Annotated in this window: 14 protein-coding genes; 9 read left to right on the forward strand and 5 right to left on the reverse strand. The window is 53.9% G+C overall.

Annotated features, from left to right (window positions below):
* Nucleotides 1-14: 14 nt before the first annotated feature.
* The 5 genes from nagE (at nt 15) to A1830_RS04360 (ending at nt 8,750) form a co-directional block, all read left to right on the forward strand.
* Nucleotides 15-1,970, forward strand: coding sequence for a PTS N-acetyl glucosamine transporter subunit IIABC (gene nagE, locus A1830_RS04340; protein ID WP_067702316.1), 1,956 nt, complete (start codon nt 15-17; stop codon nt 1,968-1,970).
* Nucleotides 1,971-2,123: 153 nt separating this feature from the next.
* Nucleotides 2,124-3,788 (forward strand): glutamine--tRNA ligase, encoded by a 1,665-nt coding sequence (gene glnS, locus A1830_RS04345; protein WP_067702319.1) that lies wholly within the window; start codon nt 2,124-2,126, stop codon nt 3,786-3,788.
* Between the two features lie 646 nt (nt 3,789-4,434).
* Nucleotides 4,435-5,838 carry a chitoporin ChiP gene (locus A1830_RS04350; protein WP_067702323.1) on the forward strand — a complete coding sequence of 468 codons (1,404 nt, stop codon included), beginning with the start codon at nt 4,435-4,437 and terminating at the stop codon, nt 5,836-5,838.
* Nucleotides 5,839-5,889: 51 nt separating this feature from the next.
* On the forward strand, nt 5,890-6,099 hold the full coding sequence (locus tag A1830_RS04355; RefSeq protein ID WP_067702326.1) for a lipoprotein: 210 nt from the start codon (nt 5,890-5,892) through the stop codon (nt 6,097-6,099).
* Nucleotides 6,099-8,750: a beta-N-acetylhexosaminidase gene (locus A1830_RS04360; protein ID WP_067702329.1), complete on the forward strand. Its 2,652-nt coding sequence runs from the start codon at nt 6,099-6,101 to the stop codon at nt 8,748-8,750. The genes A1830_RS04355 and A1830_RS04360 overlap by 1 nt, the downstream gene beginning before the upstream one ends.
* A 61-nt stretch (nt 8,751-8,811) precedes the next feature.
* Here A1830_RS04360 and fur read toward each other — a convergent pair whose 3' ends face one another.
* From fur to ybfF, 4 genes are all read right to left on the reverse strand, one after another.
* Entirely contained in the window at nt 8,812-9,255 is a 444-nt protein-coding gene (fur, locus tag A1830_RS04365; protein ID WP_067702332.1) for a ferric iron uptake transcriptional regulator, read from the reverse strand.
* Nucleotides 9,256-9,630: 375 nt separating this feature from the next.
* Entirely contained in the window at nt 9,631-10,161 is a 531-nt protein-coding gene (fldA, locus tag A1830_RS04370; RefSeq protein ID WP_067702335.1) for a flavodoxin FldA, read from the reverse strand.
* A 163-nt stretch (nt 10,162-10,324) separates the two neighbouring features.
* Nucleotides 10,325-10,606 carry a LexA regulated protein gene (gene ybfE, locus A1830_RS04375; protein ID WP_067702338.1) on the reverse strand — a complete coding sequence of 94 codons (282 nt, stop codon included), beginning with the start codon at nt 10,604-10,606 and terminating at the stop codon, nt 10,325-10,327.
* Between the two features lie 147 nt (nt 10,607-10,753).
* Nucleotides 10,754-11,518 (reverse strand): esterase, encoded by a 765-nt coding sequence (gene ybfF / locus A1830_RS04380; protein ID WP_067703651.1) that lies wholly within the window; start codon nt 11,516-11,518, stop codon nt 10,754-10,756.
* 258 nt (nt 11,519-11,776) lie between these two features.
* Between ybfF and seqA the strand changes: the two genes are divergently transcribed.
* Complete coding sequence (gene seqA / locus A1830_RS04385; RefSeq protein WP_067702341.1) at nt 11,777-12,319, forward strand: replication initiation negative regulator SeqA; 543 nt, start codon at nt 11,777-11,779, stop codon at nt 12,317-12,319.
* A 31-nt stretch (nt 12,320-12,350) separates the two neighbouring features.
* Nucleotides 12,351-13,991 carry a phosphoglucomutase (alpha-D-glucose-1,6-bisphosphate-dependent) gene (pgm, locus tag A1830_RS04390; protein ID WP_067702344.1) on the forward strand — a complete coding sequence of 547 codons (1,641 nt, stop codon included), beginning with the start codon at nt 12,351-12,353 and terminating at the stop codon, nt 13,989-13,991.
* 53 nt (nt 13,992-14,044) lie between these two features.
* On the opposite strand, the gene kdpE is transcribed toward pgm, so the two are convergent.
* A complete protein-coding gene (gene kdpE / locus A1830_RS04395) occupies nt 14,045-14,728 on the reverse strand; it encodes a two-component system response regulator KdpE (protein WP_067702348.1) in 684 nt (227 codons plus the stop codon).
* A 331-nt stretch (nt 14,729-15,059) separates the two neighbouring features.
* Between kdpE and A1830_RS04400 the strand changes: the two genes are divergently transcribed.
* Nucleotides 15,060-15,266, forward strand: a complete 207-nt coding sequence (locus A1830_RS04400) for a YbfA family protein (RefSeq protein WP_067702351.1) — start codon at nt 15,060-15,062, stop codon at nt 15,264-15,266.
* Nucleotides 15,267-15,386: 120 nt separating this feature from the next.
* Nucleotides 15,387-16,343 carry a YbgA family protein gene (locus tag A1830_RS04405; protein WP_067702354.1) on the forward strand — a complete coding sequence of 319 codons (957 nt, stop codon included), beginning with the start codon at nt 15,387-15,389 and terminating at the stop codon, nt 16,341-16,343.
* Nucleotides 16,344-16,349: the final 6 nt, after the last annotated feature.

Raw genomic sequence — 16,349 nt, forward strand, 5'->3', positions numbered from 1 at the left:
CTTTAGGGGGAAGGATGAACATTTTAGGATTTTTTCAAAGGCTGGGGCGATCGTTGCAACTGCCCATCGCGGTGCTGCCTGTTGCGGCCCTTATGCTGCGCTTTGGGCAACCCGATTTACTGAATATGCCGTTTATCGCCCAGGGCGGTGGGGCCATTTTTGACAACCTCGCGCTGATTTTTGCTATCGGCGTCGCATCTACCTGGTCAAAAGACAATGCGGGCCCCGCTGCGCTGGCCGGAGCCGTGGGTTATTTCATTATGACCAAGGCTATGGTGACCATAAATCCGGCGATTAATATGGGCGTACTGGCGGGGATCATTACCGGGCTGGTGGCCGGAATGACCTATAACCGCTGGTCGGATATTAAACTGCCGGAGTTCCTGAGCTTCTTTGGTGGCAAACGCTTCGTGCCGATAGCGACCGGGTTTTTCTGTCTGATTCTGGCGGCGGTATTTGGCTATATCTGGCCGCCCGTTCAGGCCGCCATTCAAAGCGGGGGCGAGTGGATAGTCTCTGAGGGCGCGCTGGGTGCGGGCATATTTGGCTTTGTTAACCGCCTGCTGATCCCAACGGGTCTCCATCAGGTGCTGAATACCATTGCCTGGTTCCAGATTGGTGAGTACACCAACGCGGCGGGCGCGGTTTTCCACGGCGACATCAACCGCTTCTATGCCGGTGACGGCAGCGCGGGCATGTTTATGTCAGGCTTCTTCCCCATCATGATGTTTGGTCTTCCCGGTGCCGCGCTGGCAATGTACCTGGCTGCACCTAAGGCTCGCCGTCCCCTCGTTGGAGGGATGCTGCTGTCGGTTGCGGTCACTGCATTCCTTACCGGTGTGACCGAGCCGCTGGAATTCCTGTTCATGTTCCTTGCGCCGCTGCTGTATCTGGTCCACGCCATCCTGACCGGCATCAGCCTGTTTGTTGCCACGGCACTGAACATTCACGCGGGCTTCTCCTTCTCGGCGGGGGCAATTGACTATGTGCTGATGTATAAGCTACCCGCCGCCAGCAACAATGTCTGGATGCTGCTGGTGATGGGGGCAATCGCCTTTATCGTTTACTTCGTGCTCTTCACCGCGATTATCAAAATGTTCAATCTGAAAACGCCGGGGCGCGATGACGGCACGGATGACCAGTCTGCCGGAGAGAGTGCTAACAGTAATACCGAAGAAGGGATGGAAACGCTTGCCCGTCAGTACATTGGCGCGGTTGGCGGCAGTGATAATCTCAAAATTATTGATGCCTGTATCACCCGTCTGCGCCTCTCCGTGAACGATGCAGCCATGATCAATGATGCAGCCTGTAAGCGTCTCGGCGCGTCCGGCGTCATCAAGCTGAATAAACAAACGGTTCAGGTAATTGTGGGTGCCAAAGCGGAATCTATCGCTGAAGAGATGAAAAAGGTCATCGCTAAAGCGAGCGTTGCTCCTTTTGCTTCCCATGATGTAGCTGAAAAGGCCAGTGCTTCTGCCCCGCCGCAGGCGGTGCCAAACGCGGCGAAAGGTATCGTGGCGACGCTGGTGGCCCCGGTTAGCGGTGAGGTGGTTGCGATTGAACAGGTACCGGATGAAGCCTTCGCCAGCAAAGCGGTCGGAGACGGACTGGCTATCAGACCGACCAGCAGCATCGTGGTTTCACCGGCAGCGGGTACGGTGGTTAAAATATTCAACACTAACCATGCGTTCTGTCTTGAAACGGAGAAGGGCGTCGAAGTGGTGGTGCATATGGGGCTGGACACCGTGGCGCTGGCAGGGAAGGGCTTTACCCGGCTGGTTGAAGAGGGCGCGGTCGTCACTGCCGGGCAGCCGGTGCTGGAGATGGATCTGGCCTGGCTGAATGCCAACGCCCGTTCGATGATTAGCCCGGTTGTGGTGAGTAATATTGAAGACTACAGCAGCCTGCAACTGGCGGCGGGTGGAACGGTGATTGCAGGTGAGACCCGCCTGTTTGACGTCCACGGCTAGCCTCTGAAGAGATAGCCGATCAGGGCGGGAAGAGATCCCCGCCCTTTTTTTTGCCTCGCCGCTAACAAACGGTTGTTTCCCTTCCCTGCTTTGTGGATCATACTCCGTTATTTCACGTACTAATTTACGCTAAGCATCCCTGAGGACATTGAGATGAGTGAGGCAGAAGCCCGCCCAACTAACTTTATTCGTCAGATTATTGACGAAGACCTGGCGAACGGTAAGCACAATAGTGTTCATACCCGCTTTCCGCCCGAGCCTAACGGCTATCTGCATATTGGTCATGCCAAATCAATCTGCCTGAATTTTGGCATTGCTCAGGACTATCAGGGTCAATGTAACCTGCGCTTTGATGACACGAACCCGGTGAAAGAAGATCTGGAGTTCGTGGAGTCAATTAAGAAAGATGTGCAGTGGCTTGGTTTTGAGTGGAGCGGCGAGGTCCGTTACTCATCTGATTATTTTGATCAGCTGCATCACTACGCCGTCGAGCTCATTACTAAAGGCCTGGCCTACGTTGATGAGTTGTCGCCGGAGCAGATCCGCGAATATCGTGGGACGCTAACGTCCCCGGGGAAAAACAGTCCGTATCGCGATCGCAGCGTGAGCGATAACCTCGCGCTGTTTGAAAAAATGCGTAACGGCGGCTTTGCCGAAGGAACCGCCTGTCTGCGCGCCAAAATCGATATGGCCTCCAACTTTATCGTTATGCGCGACCCGGTGCTGTACCGCATTAAATTTGCCGAGCATCACCAGACCGGTAATAAGTGGTGCATCTATCCGATGTATGACTTCACCCACTGCATTTCCGATGCGCTGGAAGGGATAACTCATTCGCTCTGTACGCTGGAATTCCAGGATAACCGTCGCCTTTATGACTGGGTGCTGGATAACATCACCATTCCTGCCCACCCCCGGCAGTACGAATTTTCTCGTCTGAATCTTGAATACGCCATTATGTCCAAGCGTAAACTGACCCAGCTGGTCAGCGAAAAGATTGTTGAAGGGTGGGATGACCCGCGCATGCTGACCGTATCCGGCCTGCGTCGTCGTGGCTACACTGCAGGCGCTATTCGTGAGTTCTGCCGCCGCATTGGCGTGACCAAACAGGACAACATTGTTGAAATGGCCTCGCTTGAGTCGTGCATCCGTGACGATCTTAATGAAAATGCGCCGCGCGCTATGGCCGTGCTTGATCCGGTGAAGCTGGTGATTGAAAACCTGCCGGCTAATCACGAAGAGATCCTCACCATGCCTAATCATCCGAATAAGCCGGAAATGGGAACGCGTGAGGTGCCGTTCAGCCGCGAAATTTACATTGACCGCGCTGACTTCCGTGAAGAGGCTAACAAGCAGTATAAGCGTCTGGTACTGGGCAAAGAAGTGCGCCTGCGCAATGCGTACGTTATCCGGGCTGAGCGCGTGGCGAAGGATGAAGCGGGTAACATCACCTGCCTGTTCTGTACCTGCGATACCGACACACTGAGTAAAGATCCCGCTGATGGCCGCAAGGTGAAAGGCGTTATCCACTGGGTGTCGGCTGAGCATGCGCTGCCCGCCGAGTTCCGCCTTTACGATCGTCTTTTCAGCGTGGCCAATCCGGCAGCGGCAGAGGACTTCCTGACCACCATCAATTCTGAGTCGCTGGTGATTCGTTCAGGATTTGTGGAACGCAGCCTGTCGGGTGCACAGGCAGAAAGCCCGTATCAGTTTGAGCGTGAAGGCTACTTCTGTGCCGACCGCACTTCAGGCGCAAACGGGCTGGTGTTTAACCGTACCGTGGGTCTGCGTGACACCTGGGCGAAGGCGGGAGAGTAATCTTTCGCCCTGTGCGGGTAAGCGCTGTGCGCTGAAATAACCCTGTGGGTTAAGAATTGGCCGGGGGGAATCCCCTGGCTGCTTCTTGCAGCAAAATGGATTACCGCCGGGTTTACATCGTGAGTTGCACTTACCATTACGTTCCACTTCCCATTGCGTTCCACTCCCCATTACATTCCACTCCCCATTACATTCCACTTCCCATTGCGTTCCACTCCCCCTGACGCTCCACTTCATCGCATTTTGCACCTCAATCGAGTAAACCTACTATAAGGCGATCGGCAGGTGCTTATCAGTGAGACAGCATACCTTTTATTCGCTATCCCGATTCCCGCCAGGAAAAATAATTGCGGGGTGAATTGCGTATCCGCTTTTGCTTAATCAGATAAGCGCGGCACAAAGCATTACAGCCTGCTGTTAATTAATTCCGTAATGATTAAATTAGCCTTTATTATTCCAATAATAGCCAGAGCAGCCGATATTATGTGTCGCCGATCATACTTTGGCAGCTGGCTTTATTTATATATTGATAATTCGCGTCGCGAAAAATATTATTCATACAGCATCTGAAGGGTGCCTTTCTTTATAAGAAATATTATTTTTACTGTTTCAGGATTGTTAAATTTACAATGAGAGGGATTTCTCAATGCATATCTCTGACCCGGCGCGTCGTGCGCTGACGCTATCCGTTGCCATTATTTCTACTCTCTCCACGCTGTCGATAAGTCCTCAGGCCAGCGCCACGGGATTTATCGAGGATTCTACCCTGAGTGGTGGGGTTTATTACTGGCAGCGACATCGAGAAAGAAAAGATCTTAACCCCGACAGCGATAAATACGGTAACTATCAACAAAACCTCCATCACTCGACATTCAACGGCAGCCTGGATTTTTCATCCGGCTATCTGGCTGATTTTATTGGTCTCGATCTGGCCGCCTTTGGCGCGTTGGAGATGTCAGGCAAGGGGCCTGCCGCACCCAACGAAATAGGCTTTAGCGACGCGAAAACGCGCTGGGATGAAAAGTGGGGCGGGGATAAAAACGGCGCGTCAATATATAAAGCGGCGTTAAAGTTTAAGCAGGGTGATTACTGGCTACGTGCTGGCTATTTACAGCCCACCGGCCAGACGCTGATGGCATCGCACTGGAGTTTTTTACCCGGCACTTATCGTGGCGCTGAAGTTGGCTTTAATCGTGATTTCGATGACGCGGGTGCGCTCTCGATGTCATGGATGTGGAGCGACCGATATAAAGCCCCCTGGTATAGAAATACCTATCATTTTCGGCAGGCAGACGGGAAAACGCCCGTGCGCTATCTGCATTCAATCGGCATGAAATATGATTTCAAAAATCAGCTGGTGCTGGAAGCTGCATTCGGGCAGGCCGCGGATTATATGGATCAGTACTTTACTAAAGTCTCTTATGATTTTCCGGTTGCCGGGAATAATCTGAGAACCAGCTGGCAGTTTTATGGCGCAAAAGATAAGGCGCACGGCGGCGTTGCGAACGTTAATGATGTGTATGACGGCCTGGCCTGGCTACAGGCGCTGACGCTGGGGTATACCCTGGGAGCCTTTGATTTCAGACTGGAAGGCACCTGGGTGAAGGCCGAAGGGAATCAGGGATTTTTCCTGCAACGGATGACGCCAGGCTATGCCACGTCGAACGGGCGGCTGGACGTGTGGTGGGATTCACGCTCTGACTTTAATGCTAACGGTGAAAAAGCCCTGTTTGCCGGGGTGAGCTGGGATCTAACCAACTGGTCGCTCCCCGGATGGAGCCTTGGCACCTCCCGTGCCTGGGGATGGGATGCCAAACCTGCCAGCAGCCCGGCCTGGGATCGCCACGCCCGCCTGAAAGAATCAGCCTGGAATCTCGATCTGATGCACACCGTGCAGGCGGGCTGGGCCAAAGGCACGTTGTACAAACTGCACTATACCCGCTACGACAACCACTCCTCGCTGCCCAGCTTCAGTGGGGGATACGGCAATATCTTCCAGGATGAGCAGGACGTGAAATTTATCGTCATCGCACCATTCACTATTTTTTAACCGTTCCGCAGGCGGGGCAGAGGCCCCGCCAGAAAACCACGGAGGTGTGAAATGAAAAAAATATTACTGCTCATCGCCAGCGTGCTGGTGTTAGCCGCCTGCTCGTCAGGCCCTGCGCCAAGCCCTGAGCGCATTCCGGCGCGGGACTATCAGCATTGTCTTGATGCAGAGCAGATGGGCGGCGGCGATGAGGTTCAGGATCGCTGTGGCAGGCTGTCTGAAGAGATTGAACATAAAAACCAGAAGGAACAGGTGAAATAATGAAAATGTACAAAAGTGCGATCGCGGCGGCGCTGATATCAGCGCTCGGCAGCACGGGTGTGCTGGCGGATCAGCAGCTGGTCGACAGGATCAGTCAGTTTGGGGTTAAGTATAAGGTGACCGATAACCATGCTGCCCAGAATGGCGTGGACTGCGCCGCGCTGGGCGCTGACTGGGCTTCCTGCAACCGGGCCACCCTCACCTTAACCAACCCAGGCGGGGCCATTAACAGTAAAGACTGGGCCATTTACATGTCCAACGTGCATAAAACGCTTAAGGTCGATAGCGATCAGTTTCGCATGGTGCACGTCGTCGGCGACCTGACCCGGCTTGAGCCGACGGACAAATTCACCGGCTTTGCCGCCGGTGCATCGGTCGATATTCCGATTATCAATGAGTACTGGCAGTTGTTTATCACCGACGTGATGCCACGCTGGTATGTTACCTCCAGCAACGCCAGCCCAAAAATCATCGCCATAACGGATACGGAAGAGCTGTCCCGCTTCGTCGAGCCTTTTGGCGATCAATGGCGGCGCACGCCGGATGACAAAAACGTGCTGATGAACGCGGCCAGCCGCTTTGCTAAAAATAGCGACGTGGCCACGCTCCCGGCGCAAACTCTGCGCGGGCATATTGTACCTACGCCGATGAGCGTGGAGATCTACAGTGGGGACGCCGACCTGTCATCGGGCGTGAGGTTCGATTTCGCCACGTTATCGGCCGATCAGGCCGATGCACTGCGTCAGCGTTTCAGTTTACTGGGCGTTCAGGAACGGGCTAATGGCTATACCATCAAGACCCGGATTGCTGCCAGCGCGCTGGGGAAACAGCAGTCCATCCCGGGCGGCTATCAGCTAACCATTGGCGAAGCCCTGGCGGAGGTGACCGGCTTCGATCAGCGCGGCGTGATGAATGGCGTACAGTCGATCCTGTCGCTGATCCCCGCTGACGGCCTCAAAATTGCGACGCTGAAAGCAGCCGATGCACCGCGTTTCCCTTATCGTGGAGTATTCCTCGATGTTGCCCGTAATTTTCATAGCAAAGAGGCGATTTTACGGCTGCTGGATCAGATGGCGGCCTGGAAGCTGAACGTCTTTCACTTCCATCTTTCTGACGATGAAGCCTGGCGTATTGAGATCCCCGGTTTGCCAGAGCTGACCGATGTAGGTAGTAAGCGCTGCCACGATCTCAGCGAGAAAACCTGCCTGCTGCCACAGCTGGGATCGGGGCCTTTCAGTAATAATAACGGCTCCGGGCATTTCAGCCGCCAGGACTATATTGATATCGTCAAATACGCAGGGGCCCGGGGTATTGAGGTGATCCCGGAAATTGATATGCCTGCGCATGCCCGGGCGGCGGTGGTGTCGATGGAGGCACGCTATGCCCGCCTGATGGCCGGGGGGAAACAGGCCGACGCGGAGGCATACCGGCTGGTGGATCCCACCGACGACTCCAATACCACCTCCGTCCAGCTTTACGATCGTACCAGCTATCTCAATCCCTGCCTGACATCCTCGCTGCGCTTTACCGACAAGGTGATTAGTGAAATCCAGGCGATGCATCTGGCGGCGGGACAGCCAATGAAGGCCTGGCATTTTGGCGGTGATGAAGCGAAAAATATTCGTCTTGGCGCAGGCTATACCGATGAGAAGAAGCCCGAAGAAGGTAAAGGCAGGCTGGATATGCGCAAGGAAGATAAACCCTGGGCAAAATCCTCCGTCTGTCAGGCGATGATCAAAGCGGGAAAAATAACTGACCTTGATCACCTCCCGAGCTATTTTGCGCGGGAAGTTAGCAGGCAGGTCAATGCGCACGGCATAGAGAAAATGCAGGCGTGGCAGGATGGCCTGAAGGATGCTGAAAATGCGGGTGCCTTCGCCACGAAGCGTGTGGCGGTGAATTTCTGGGATACGCTTTACTGGGGAGGGTATGACAGCGCTAACGACTGGGCCAACAAGGGCTACGAGGTGATCGTCTCCAACCCGGACTACGTCTATCTCGATTTCCCCAATGAAGTTAATCCGCTTGAGCGGGGCTACTATTGGGGAACCCGTTTCAGCGACGAGCGCAAAATGTTCAGCTTTGTGCCGGATAACCTGCCGCAGAATGCAGAAATGTCGTTTGATCGCGACGGGAAAACCTTTACGGCAAAATCCGACAAGCCCTGGCCTGGTGCTACCGGACTCTCTGCCCAGCTGTGGAGCGAGACGGTACGCACTGACGGACAGATGGAATATATGATGTTTCCGCGTCTGCTGGCCGTGGCGGAGCGAGCATGGCACCGCGCGGGCTGGGAGCAGGATTACCAGCCAGGAAAAGCCTTTACCCGGGGCGAGACGCATTTTGTCGATAGTAAGACTCAGCTGAAAGAGTGGCAGCGTTTTGCCAACCTGCTGGGTCAACGCGAGCTGTCGAAGCTGGATCGCCGGGGAATTGAGTACCGCATCCCGGTACCGGGCGCGCGTATTATTGGCGGAATGCTGGAGGCGAATATCGCGCTGCCTGGCATCGCCATTGAGTACAGCGTTGATGCAGGCAAAAGCTGGCAGCGCTATGAGGCCACGGCCAAACCGCAGGTTGAGGAGGGCAACGTCCTGGTGCGCGCGGTCAGCGCCGACGGCAAACGCTACAGCAGGGTGGAGGAAGTCTGAAAAAAGCGTAAAAAAAAGCCGGTGGTGATCACCGGTTTTTTATGTTGAGCAACGCGGAAGATTATTTGTCGTGAAGCGTTTCGTCTTCACGGCAGTCACCTGTGGTACAGTGGCCGTAAAGATAAAGACTGTGGTTGCTGAGTTTAATACCGTGGCGGGTAGCGATATCACGCTGACGTGTCTCGATAGACTCATCGCTGAATTCAATCACTTTTCCGCAGTCCAGACAGATCAGGTGGTCGTGATGCTGCTGCTGAGTCAGTTCGAATACGGACTTGCCGCCTTCAAAGTTATGACGCGTTACAATCCCGGCATCATCAAACTGGTTGAGTACGCGGTAGACCGTTGCCAGCCCAATCTCTTCGCCCATATCAATCAGGCGTTTATATAAATCTTCCGCACTGACGTGATGGCTCTCTGGTACCTGAAGCACTTCCAGAATTTTCAGTCGGGGAAGCGTGACTTTCAGGCCGGCCTTCTTTAATGCGGTATTGTTGTCAGTCATGCGGATATTGTCCTGTTACTTTGCTAGTCACTAAGTGGCTGAAAAGCCTTAAACATCGGTCGACGCAGAAAGCTAGGTGCGTCTCATTATAGAACTGATACTTCAAAATGGAAACCACGAGTGGGATGCGCAACCGCTGTGGGATGTAAAGTTGAGAACCCGATACGTCCAGGAAAGCAAACGCCCAATAAAAACGGGATTAACATTTTGCTCAGCACTCTTATCGCTCGTTGAGCGAGGAACGCTGAATAAGTGAGGTGACCGATGGCGATATTTTACAGATTTGCAGATGAAAATTACAAAGATGTACCTATTACTTCTACAGGTAAAACCACTGGCCCGATATGAGACAACGCCCACATCAGGCCGCTGCACTCAGGCTTCAAGAATCTCTTTCAGCTGCAGCTCGTCAAAAATCTGTTTAACCCATTGCTCGGTACGTTGCTGGGTCAACTCAGGCTGACGGTCTTCGTCGATGGCCAGACCGAGGAAATGGTTGTCATCCGCCAGCCCTTTAGAGGCCTCGAAATGGTAACCCGCCGTTGGCCAGTGCCCGACAATCACCGCGCCCCTGGGCTCAATGATGTCGCGGATGGTGCCCATGGCATCGCAGAAGTACTCGGCATAATCTTCCTGATCGCCACAGCCAAACAGCGCCACCAGCTTGCCGTTGAAGTCGATCTCTTCCAGGGTCGGAAAGAAGTCGTCCCAGTCGCACTGCGCTTCGCCATAGTACCAGGTGGGAATACCCAGCAGCAAAATATCAAAGGCTTCAAGATCTTCTTTGCTGCTTTTAGCGATATCGTGAACGTCAGCAACGTCTGTGCCAAGCTGCTTTTGAATCACTTTTGCAAGATTTTCGGTATTGCCCGTATCGCTGCCAAAGAAAATGCCTACGATTGCCATGAGTTTAATAACCTCTTGAAACTTAATGATATGAGATGGCTAACTTAAAAAAGATAACGGCAATGATAGCAGACAGCAACAGGGGGATAAACGAGTAATCCTCCTGCTTTTGTCGCATTGTGCTGTGCCCTCAGCTGTCCCTTACTGCGAGATAACCACCGCTTCAGGGGTTCTGGCTGGCTAACTGCGCCATCACCATCTCTTCAATCAGCTCGCTGCGGCTCATATTACGCTGGTCAGCAAGGTGATTAAGGGCATCAACCGCATCGCTATTGATTTTCAGCTCGACGCGCTTAAGCCCGCGCACTTTATCACGCTTAAGCTGATTGCGTTTGTTGATGCGCAGCTGCTCATCACGCGTCAGCGGATTAGTTTTAGGTCGTCCCGGACGGCGTTCGTCTGCAAAGAGATCGATCGTGGTGCGGTCCGTGTTTTCTTTTGCCATAGAATCGTGGTACTGAAGGCTGGAGTTCTGATGGATTGAGCCATGTTGCCAAAGGGATTTTCACCCGCGACAAAATTTTAGCGCGCCATCATACCCCAGTGAAAGTCGAGACGACAACGATTTAACAATTTGAGGGAGCATTTGTTTCTAACGCGCATAAAAACGGCTAATTGCGCGCAGAACCGCATCAGGTTTCTCTGCATGTACCCAGTGTCCGGCACCGGCAATCACATGTGCGCGTGCCTGGGGGAACTGCGCCAGCAGGGCGTCACGCCACCTGTCGTCAAGGTAGGGTGAGCGTTCGCCGCGGATAAAAAGCGCCGGATGCGGCCAGGCGGGGATCGGCTGCCAGTCGATGATCTCTGGGTACCGGGCCTCCAGCGCCCTGACGTTAAAGCGCCAGCTCCCCTCGTGAAAGGACTTCAGCAGAAACTGAATCACCCCTTCTTCCTCTATTGTCTGGCGCATCAGCGCGGCGGCTTCGCTGCGGGTGGTTATTCCCGCTGCCATCACCGCGTTCAGTGCGGCAAAAATGGCGTCATGATGGCGTTCAGGGTAAGCGACGGGCGCAATATCAATTACCACCAGCTTGCCAGCCCGCTCCGGCGCGGCCGCCGTCAGTGCCATGGCGATTTTTCCGCCCATCGAATGACCTACAAGGTCAAAACGCGCGATCCCCAGCTCATCAAGCGTCTCCAGCACGTCCTGCGCCATCGCCGGATAGCTCATCTCATCCGATCGCGGGGAAAGGCCATGATTGCGTACGTCAATCTGGACCACCGGACGCGTCGCCTTCAGCTCTCTGGCCAGTACGCCAAGGTTATCCAGGCTGCCAAACAGGCCGTGGATCAGTACGGTGGGCAGATTCGCGGCAGCGGATTGTTCGGTTTGCAAGCGGGCATTCAATTTCATAGCAAAGTTCTTACAGTTGAAACGAGGGGTTAGGGTATCATGGATCCACATTTTTCTGCCGAAACGATAAACGGCTTCCAGGCCACCTTTTTGCGGCATAGTCTGACTTTTGCCTGTATTGGGGTCTGGCGCTACACCCTGGCAGGATTTAACTTTATAATCCACATGTTAGAGCTGGTCTGTGAACCGTGCTGCGTAACCGAACCCTGTAACACGGCACCGGGCGGCTCTTATAAGCAATAATCGTACTGGATCATGATGAAAACTATCGAAGTCGACGAAGAGCTGTACCGTTATATCGCCAGCCACACTCAGCATATTGGTGAAAGTGCCTCTGACATTTTACGGCGTATGCTTAAATTCTCAGCCGGTCAGCCGCTGCCAAAGGGCGCAGCAACGCCGCCAGCGATGGCGAAAAGTGCTGCACCTGCGGAAGTACAATCGCGTCCTCAGGATCGCGTCCGTGCCGTACGTGAGCTGCTGCTGTCCGATGAGTATGCCGATCAGAAAAAAGCGGTAAATCGCTTTATGCTGATTCTTTCGACGCTGTACAGTCTTGATCCCAAAGCATTTGCTACAGGCACCGAGTCACTGCTCGGTCGTACGCGCGTCTACTTTGCGGGTAATCAACAAACCCTGGTACAGAACGGCACCCATACCAAGCCGCAGCATATTCCGGGCACGCCGTATTGGGTGATCACCAACACTAACACAGGTCGTAAACGCAGCATGATTGAACATATCATGCAGTCGATGCAGTTCCCGGCGGAGCTGATCGACAAAGTTTGCGGCACCCTCTAACTGATAACCTGATAATCAGGGAGAAGCGCCCATGGCTAATCACCCCCGTGCCGGGCAGCCGGCCCAGCAGAGCGATTTGATTAACGTTGCACAATTGACTTCACAGTATTATGTCCTGCAACCCAATCCGGGTAATGCGGAACATGCGGTGAAATTTGGTACCTCAGGCCATCGCGGCAGTGCAGGGCGTCAGAGCTTCAACGAAACGCATATTCTGGCGATTGCGCAGGCGATTGCTGAAGAGCGTACAAAGAATGGCATCACCGGTCCCTGCTACGTAGGGAAAGATACCCACGCGCTGTCTGAACCCGCAATCATTTCCGTACTGGAAGTGCTGGCGGCTAACGGTGTGGACGTTATCGTGCAGCTGGATAATGGTTATACGCCAACCCCTGCAATCTCTAACGCCATTCTTGAGCACAATAAAGCGGGTGGCGCCCAGGCTGACGGTATCGTGATTACGCCGTCACACAATCCGCCGGAAGATGGGGGTATCAAATACAATCCACCGAACGGTGGACCGGCCGATACCAACGTTACCAAAGTCGTTGAGGACCGCGCCAACGCGCTGATTCAGGACGGACTGAAAGGCGTGAAGCGTATCGCACTGGATGAAGCATGGGCCAGTGGGCACCTGCAGGAAAAAGACCTTATTCAGCCCTATATCGAAGGTCTGGCACAGATCATTGATATCCCGGCCATTCAGAAAGCAGGCCTAAAAATTGGCGTCGACCCGCTGGGCGGCTCCGGTATCGCTTACTGGCAGCGTATTGCCGAGTTCTACAAGCTGGATCTGACCATCGTGAATGATTCAGTGGATCAGACTTTCCGCTTTATGCACCTCGACAAAGATGGCGTGATCCGCATGGACTGCTCGTCTGAAAGCGCGATGGCGGGCCTGCTGGCGCTGCGGGATAAGTTCGATCTGGCGTTTGCTAACGATCCTGATTATGACCGCCACGGCATTGTTACCCCTGCCGGGCTGATGAATCCGAACCACTATCTGGCCGTTGCTATTAATTACCTGTTTCAGCATCGTCCTCAGTGGGGTAGCGATGTGGCCGTCGGCAAAACGCTGGTCTCCAGCGCGATGATCGACCGCGTCGTCAATGATATTGGCCGCAGGCTGGTAGAAGTGCCGGTCGGCTTCAAATGGTTCGTCGACGGACTGTTTGACGGCAGCTTTGGCTTCGGCGGCGAAGAGAGTGCAGGGGCCTCCTTCCTGCGCTTTGACGGTACGCCGTGGTCAACGGATAAAGACGGCATCATCATGTGCCTGCTGGCGGCAGAAATTACCGCGGTAACCGGTAAAAACCCGCAGCAGCATTACGATGAGCTGGCACAGCGGTTTGGCGCACCCAGCTACAATCGCCTGCAGGCATCCGCCACGTCGGCGCAAAAAGCGGCGCTGTCGAAGCTTTCTCCTGAAATGGTCAGTGCCGATACGCTGGCCGGTGACCCGATCACCGCCCGCCTGACGGCAGCGCCGGGCAACGGTGCGTCAATTGGTGGTCTGAAAGTGATGACGGAGAACGGCTGGTTCGCTGCGCGTCCTTCCGGTACGGAAGATGCGTACAAAATCTACTGTGAAAGCTTCCTCGGTGCCGAGCATCGCGAGAAGATTGAAAAAGAAGCGGTAGAGATTGTCAGTGAAGTGCTGAAAAACGCCTGATTATTCAGGGTGGAACCGCAACAAAGGCGCTATTCGTAGCGCCTTTTTTTCGTTCAGGGCATAAAACGGTAGCCTATGCCGGTTTCGGTGATCAGATAGCGCGGCCTGGCCGGGTCGGCTTCCAGCTTCTGGCGTAAATGCCCCATATAGATGCGCAGATAATGACTGTGCTCCACGGCATTCGGACCCCATACCTGATTCAGCAGCTGACGCTGCGTCATCACTTTACCGGCGTGATTGAGCAGGCTCACCAGCAGGCGAAACTCAGTCGGCGTCAGGTGTAAATCCTGCTGGTTCCGCGTAACCCGGCGATCGGCGATATTGACCGTGACATCGCCAAAGCTCACTTCCGGGCTGAGTGCAGACGGATTCGGGTCTGCGCGATAGCGCAGTGCGACCCGCACCCTTGCCATCAGCTCGCCCACTCCAAAGGGTTTAGTCAGAAAATCATTAGCACCCGCATCCAGCGCTTCGATTTTGTCCTGTTCATTACTGCGGGCAGAGAGCACCACGATCGGGGAGGCGCTCCACTGGCGAAACTCACGAATAAACTCTCCGCCATCACCGTCAGGTAAGCCAAGGTCGAGAATAACCAGGTCGGGTTTGCGGGTGGCCGCTTCAATCAGGCCACGCTGGAGCGTATCGGCATCGTAAACGCGCAGGTCTTCACCCTCCAGCGCGAGGCGTAAGAAGCGGCGGATCTCTTTTTCATCTTCAATAATCAGGATCGTGGTCACGCTGTCTCGCTCAATAAATACATTCGTATGCCAACATTCTGCGGCTTAGCTATAGCTCTCAATCTACCAAATTATTCCCGGGGGTGCACAGATGCCCGTAAAGGCAGACGCGGCACGTCATGCTGCCGAAAATAGTGGATTAAGGCATTTAAGTTACATTAAGGTTAATTAAGTGTAGTTAATTAACCTTAATGTAACTTTATTACGGTTCAGAGAGGATAAAAGAGAGGATTTATCGCTGAAAGTGGTCAGATGAGATGAAAAATTACACTATAACGCGTATTATTTTCGGCAAATCTTCTCTTATCTTGCTGGCCTGTCGGGAGGGCTTATGCTGCTCTATCACGCTTACTCTTTACATCGAATAATCCTGCGCCGTATCGCGGTGGTTATCATTGGGTTTATCGCACTGCCGGTCATGCTATTTCGTCATGACCGCTCGAGGTTTTACAGCTATCTCCATCGCGTCTGGTCTAAAACCAGCAGCCAGCCGGTCTGGCTGGCGAACTCAGAAGCCGCTGGCTGCGAATTCTATTAATCTCACCCGCTTCGGCGGGTTTTTTTTCCCCCTTCATTCAGTAATTCTTAATATTCTCGCCTTTACTGGTACAACTGGGCTACACTTAAACTTCTACAAGAAGTTAGAGGTTGTACAACTATGAGCGAGAAAATTCCTGTTGGCATCAGTGCCTGTCTGCTGGGCGACAAAGTCCGTTTTGACGGCGGACATAAGCGATGTACCTTCGCTACGGATGAACTCGCTCCCTATATTCATTACGAGCCGGCCTGCCCAGAAATGGCCATTGGTCTGCCTGCTCCCCGCCCGGCGTTAAGGCTGATCGATATCGCGGAGAGTAAAACGGAGCTGGCATTCAGTAACGGCCACGGCGAGCCGGTTACCGAAAAAATGCAGCACTATTCCGAACAGCGAGTGGCTAACCTACAGCACTTATGCGGCTACATCGTCTGTGCCAAGTCGCCGACCTGTGGCATGGAACGCGTTCGGGTTTATCAGCCGGACAGCAATAATAATCGTAAAGAGGGTGTCGGCGTCTTTACGCGTGAGCTGATGCGCCAAATCCCATGGCTGCCCGTTGAAGAGGATGGCCGGTTACAGGATGCGCCGCTGCGTGAGAATTTTGTCGAACGCGTATATACCCTGCATGAGTTTAATGCGCTGTGGCGGAGTGGGCTGACCCGCGGCAAACTCATCGCTTTTCACAGTCGTTATAAGCTGTCACTGCTGGCACATTCTCAGGCGGAATACCGTGAACTGGGGCGGTTTGTTGCGGCCATTGAAAGCTGGAGTTCACTGGAGGAGTATGCCCTTGAATATCGCCAGCGGCTGATGGATCTGCTGAAACATCCGGCCACGCGGGGCAACCACACTAACGTTCTGATGCATGTTCAGGGCTATTTCCGGCCCCAGCTGAGTTCAAGGCAGCGTCAGGAGCTGGCTTCACTGATTGATCACTACCGGCAGGGGCTTCAGCCGCTGCTGGCACCTATCACGCTGTTAAAGCACTACATGTCTGAGTTTCCCGATCCTTATCTCGTGCAGCAGCGCTACTTTGAACCCTATCCGGAAGCGCTTCGACTGCGTTACGGTCACTAAACTTAT

Origin of the sequence: Erwinia sp. ErVv1 (genome assembly GCF_900068895.1) — a bacterium.
GTDB lineage: Bacteria > Pseudomonadota > Gammaproteobacteria > Enterobacterales > Enterobacteriaceae > Erwinia.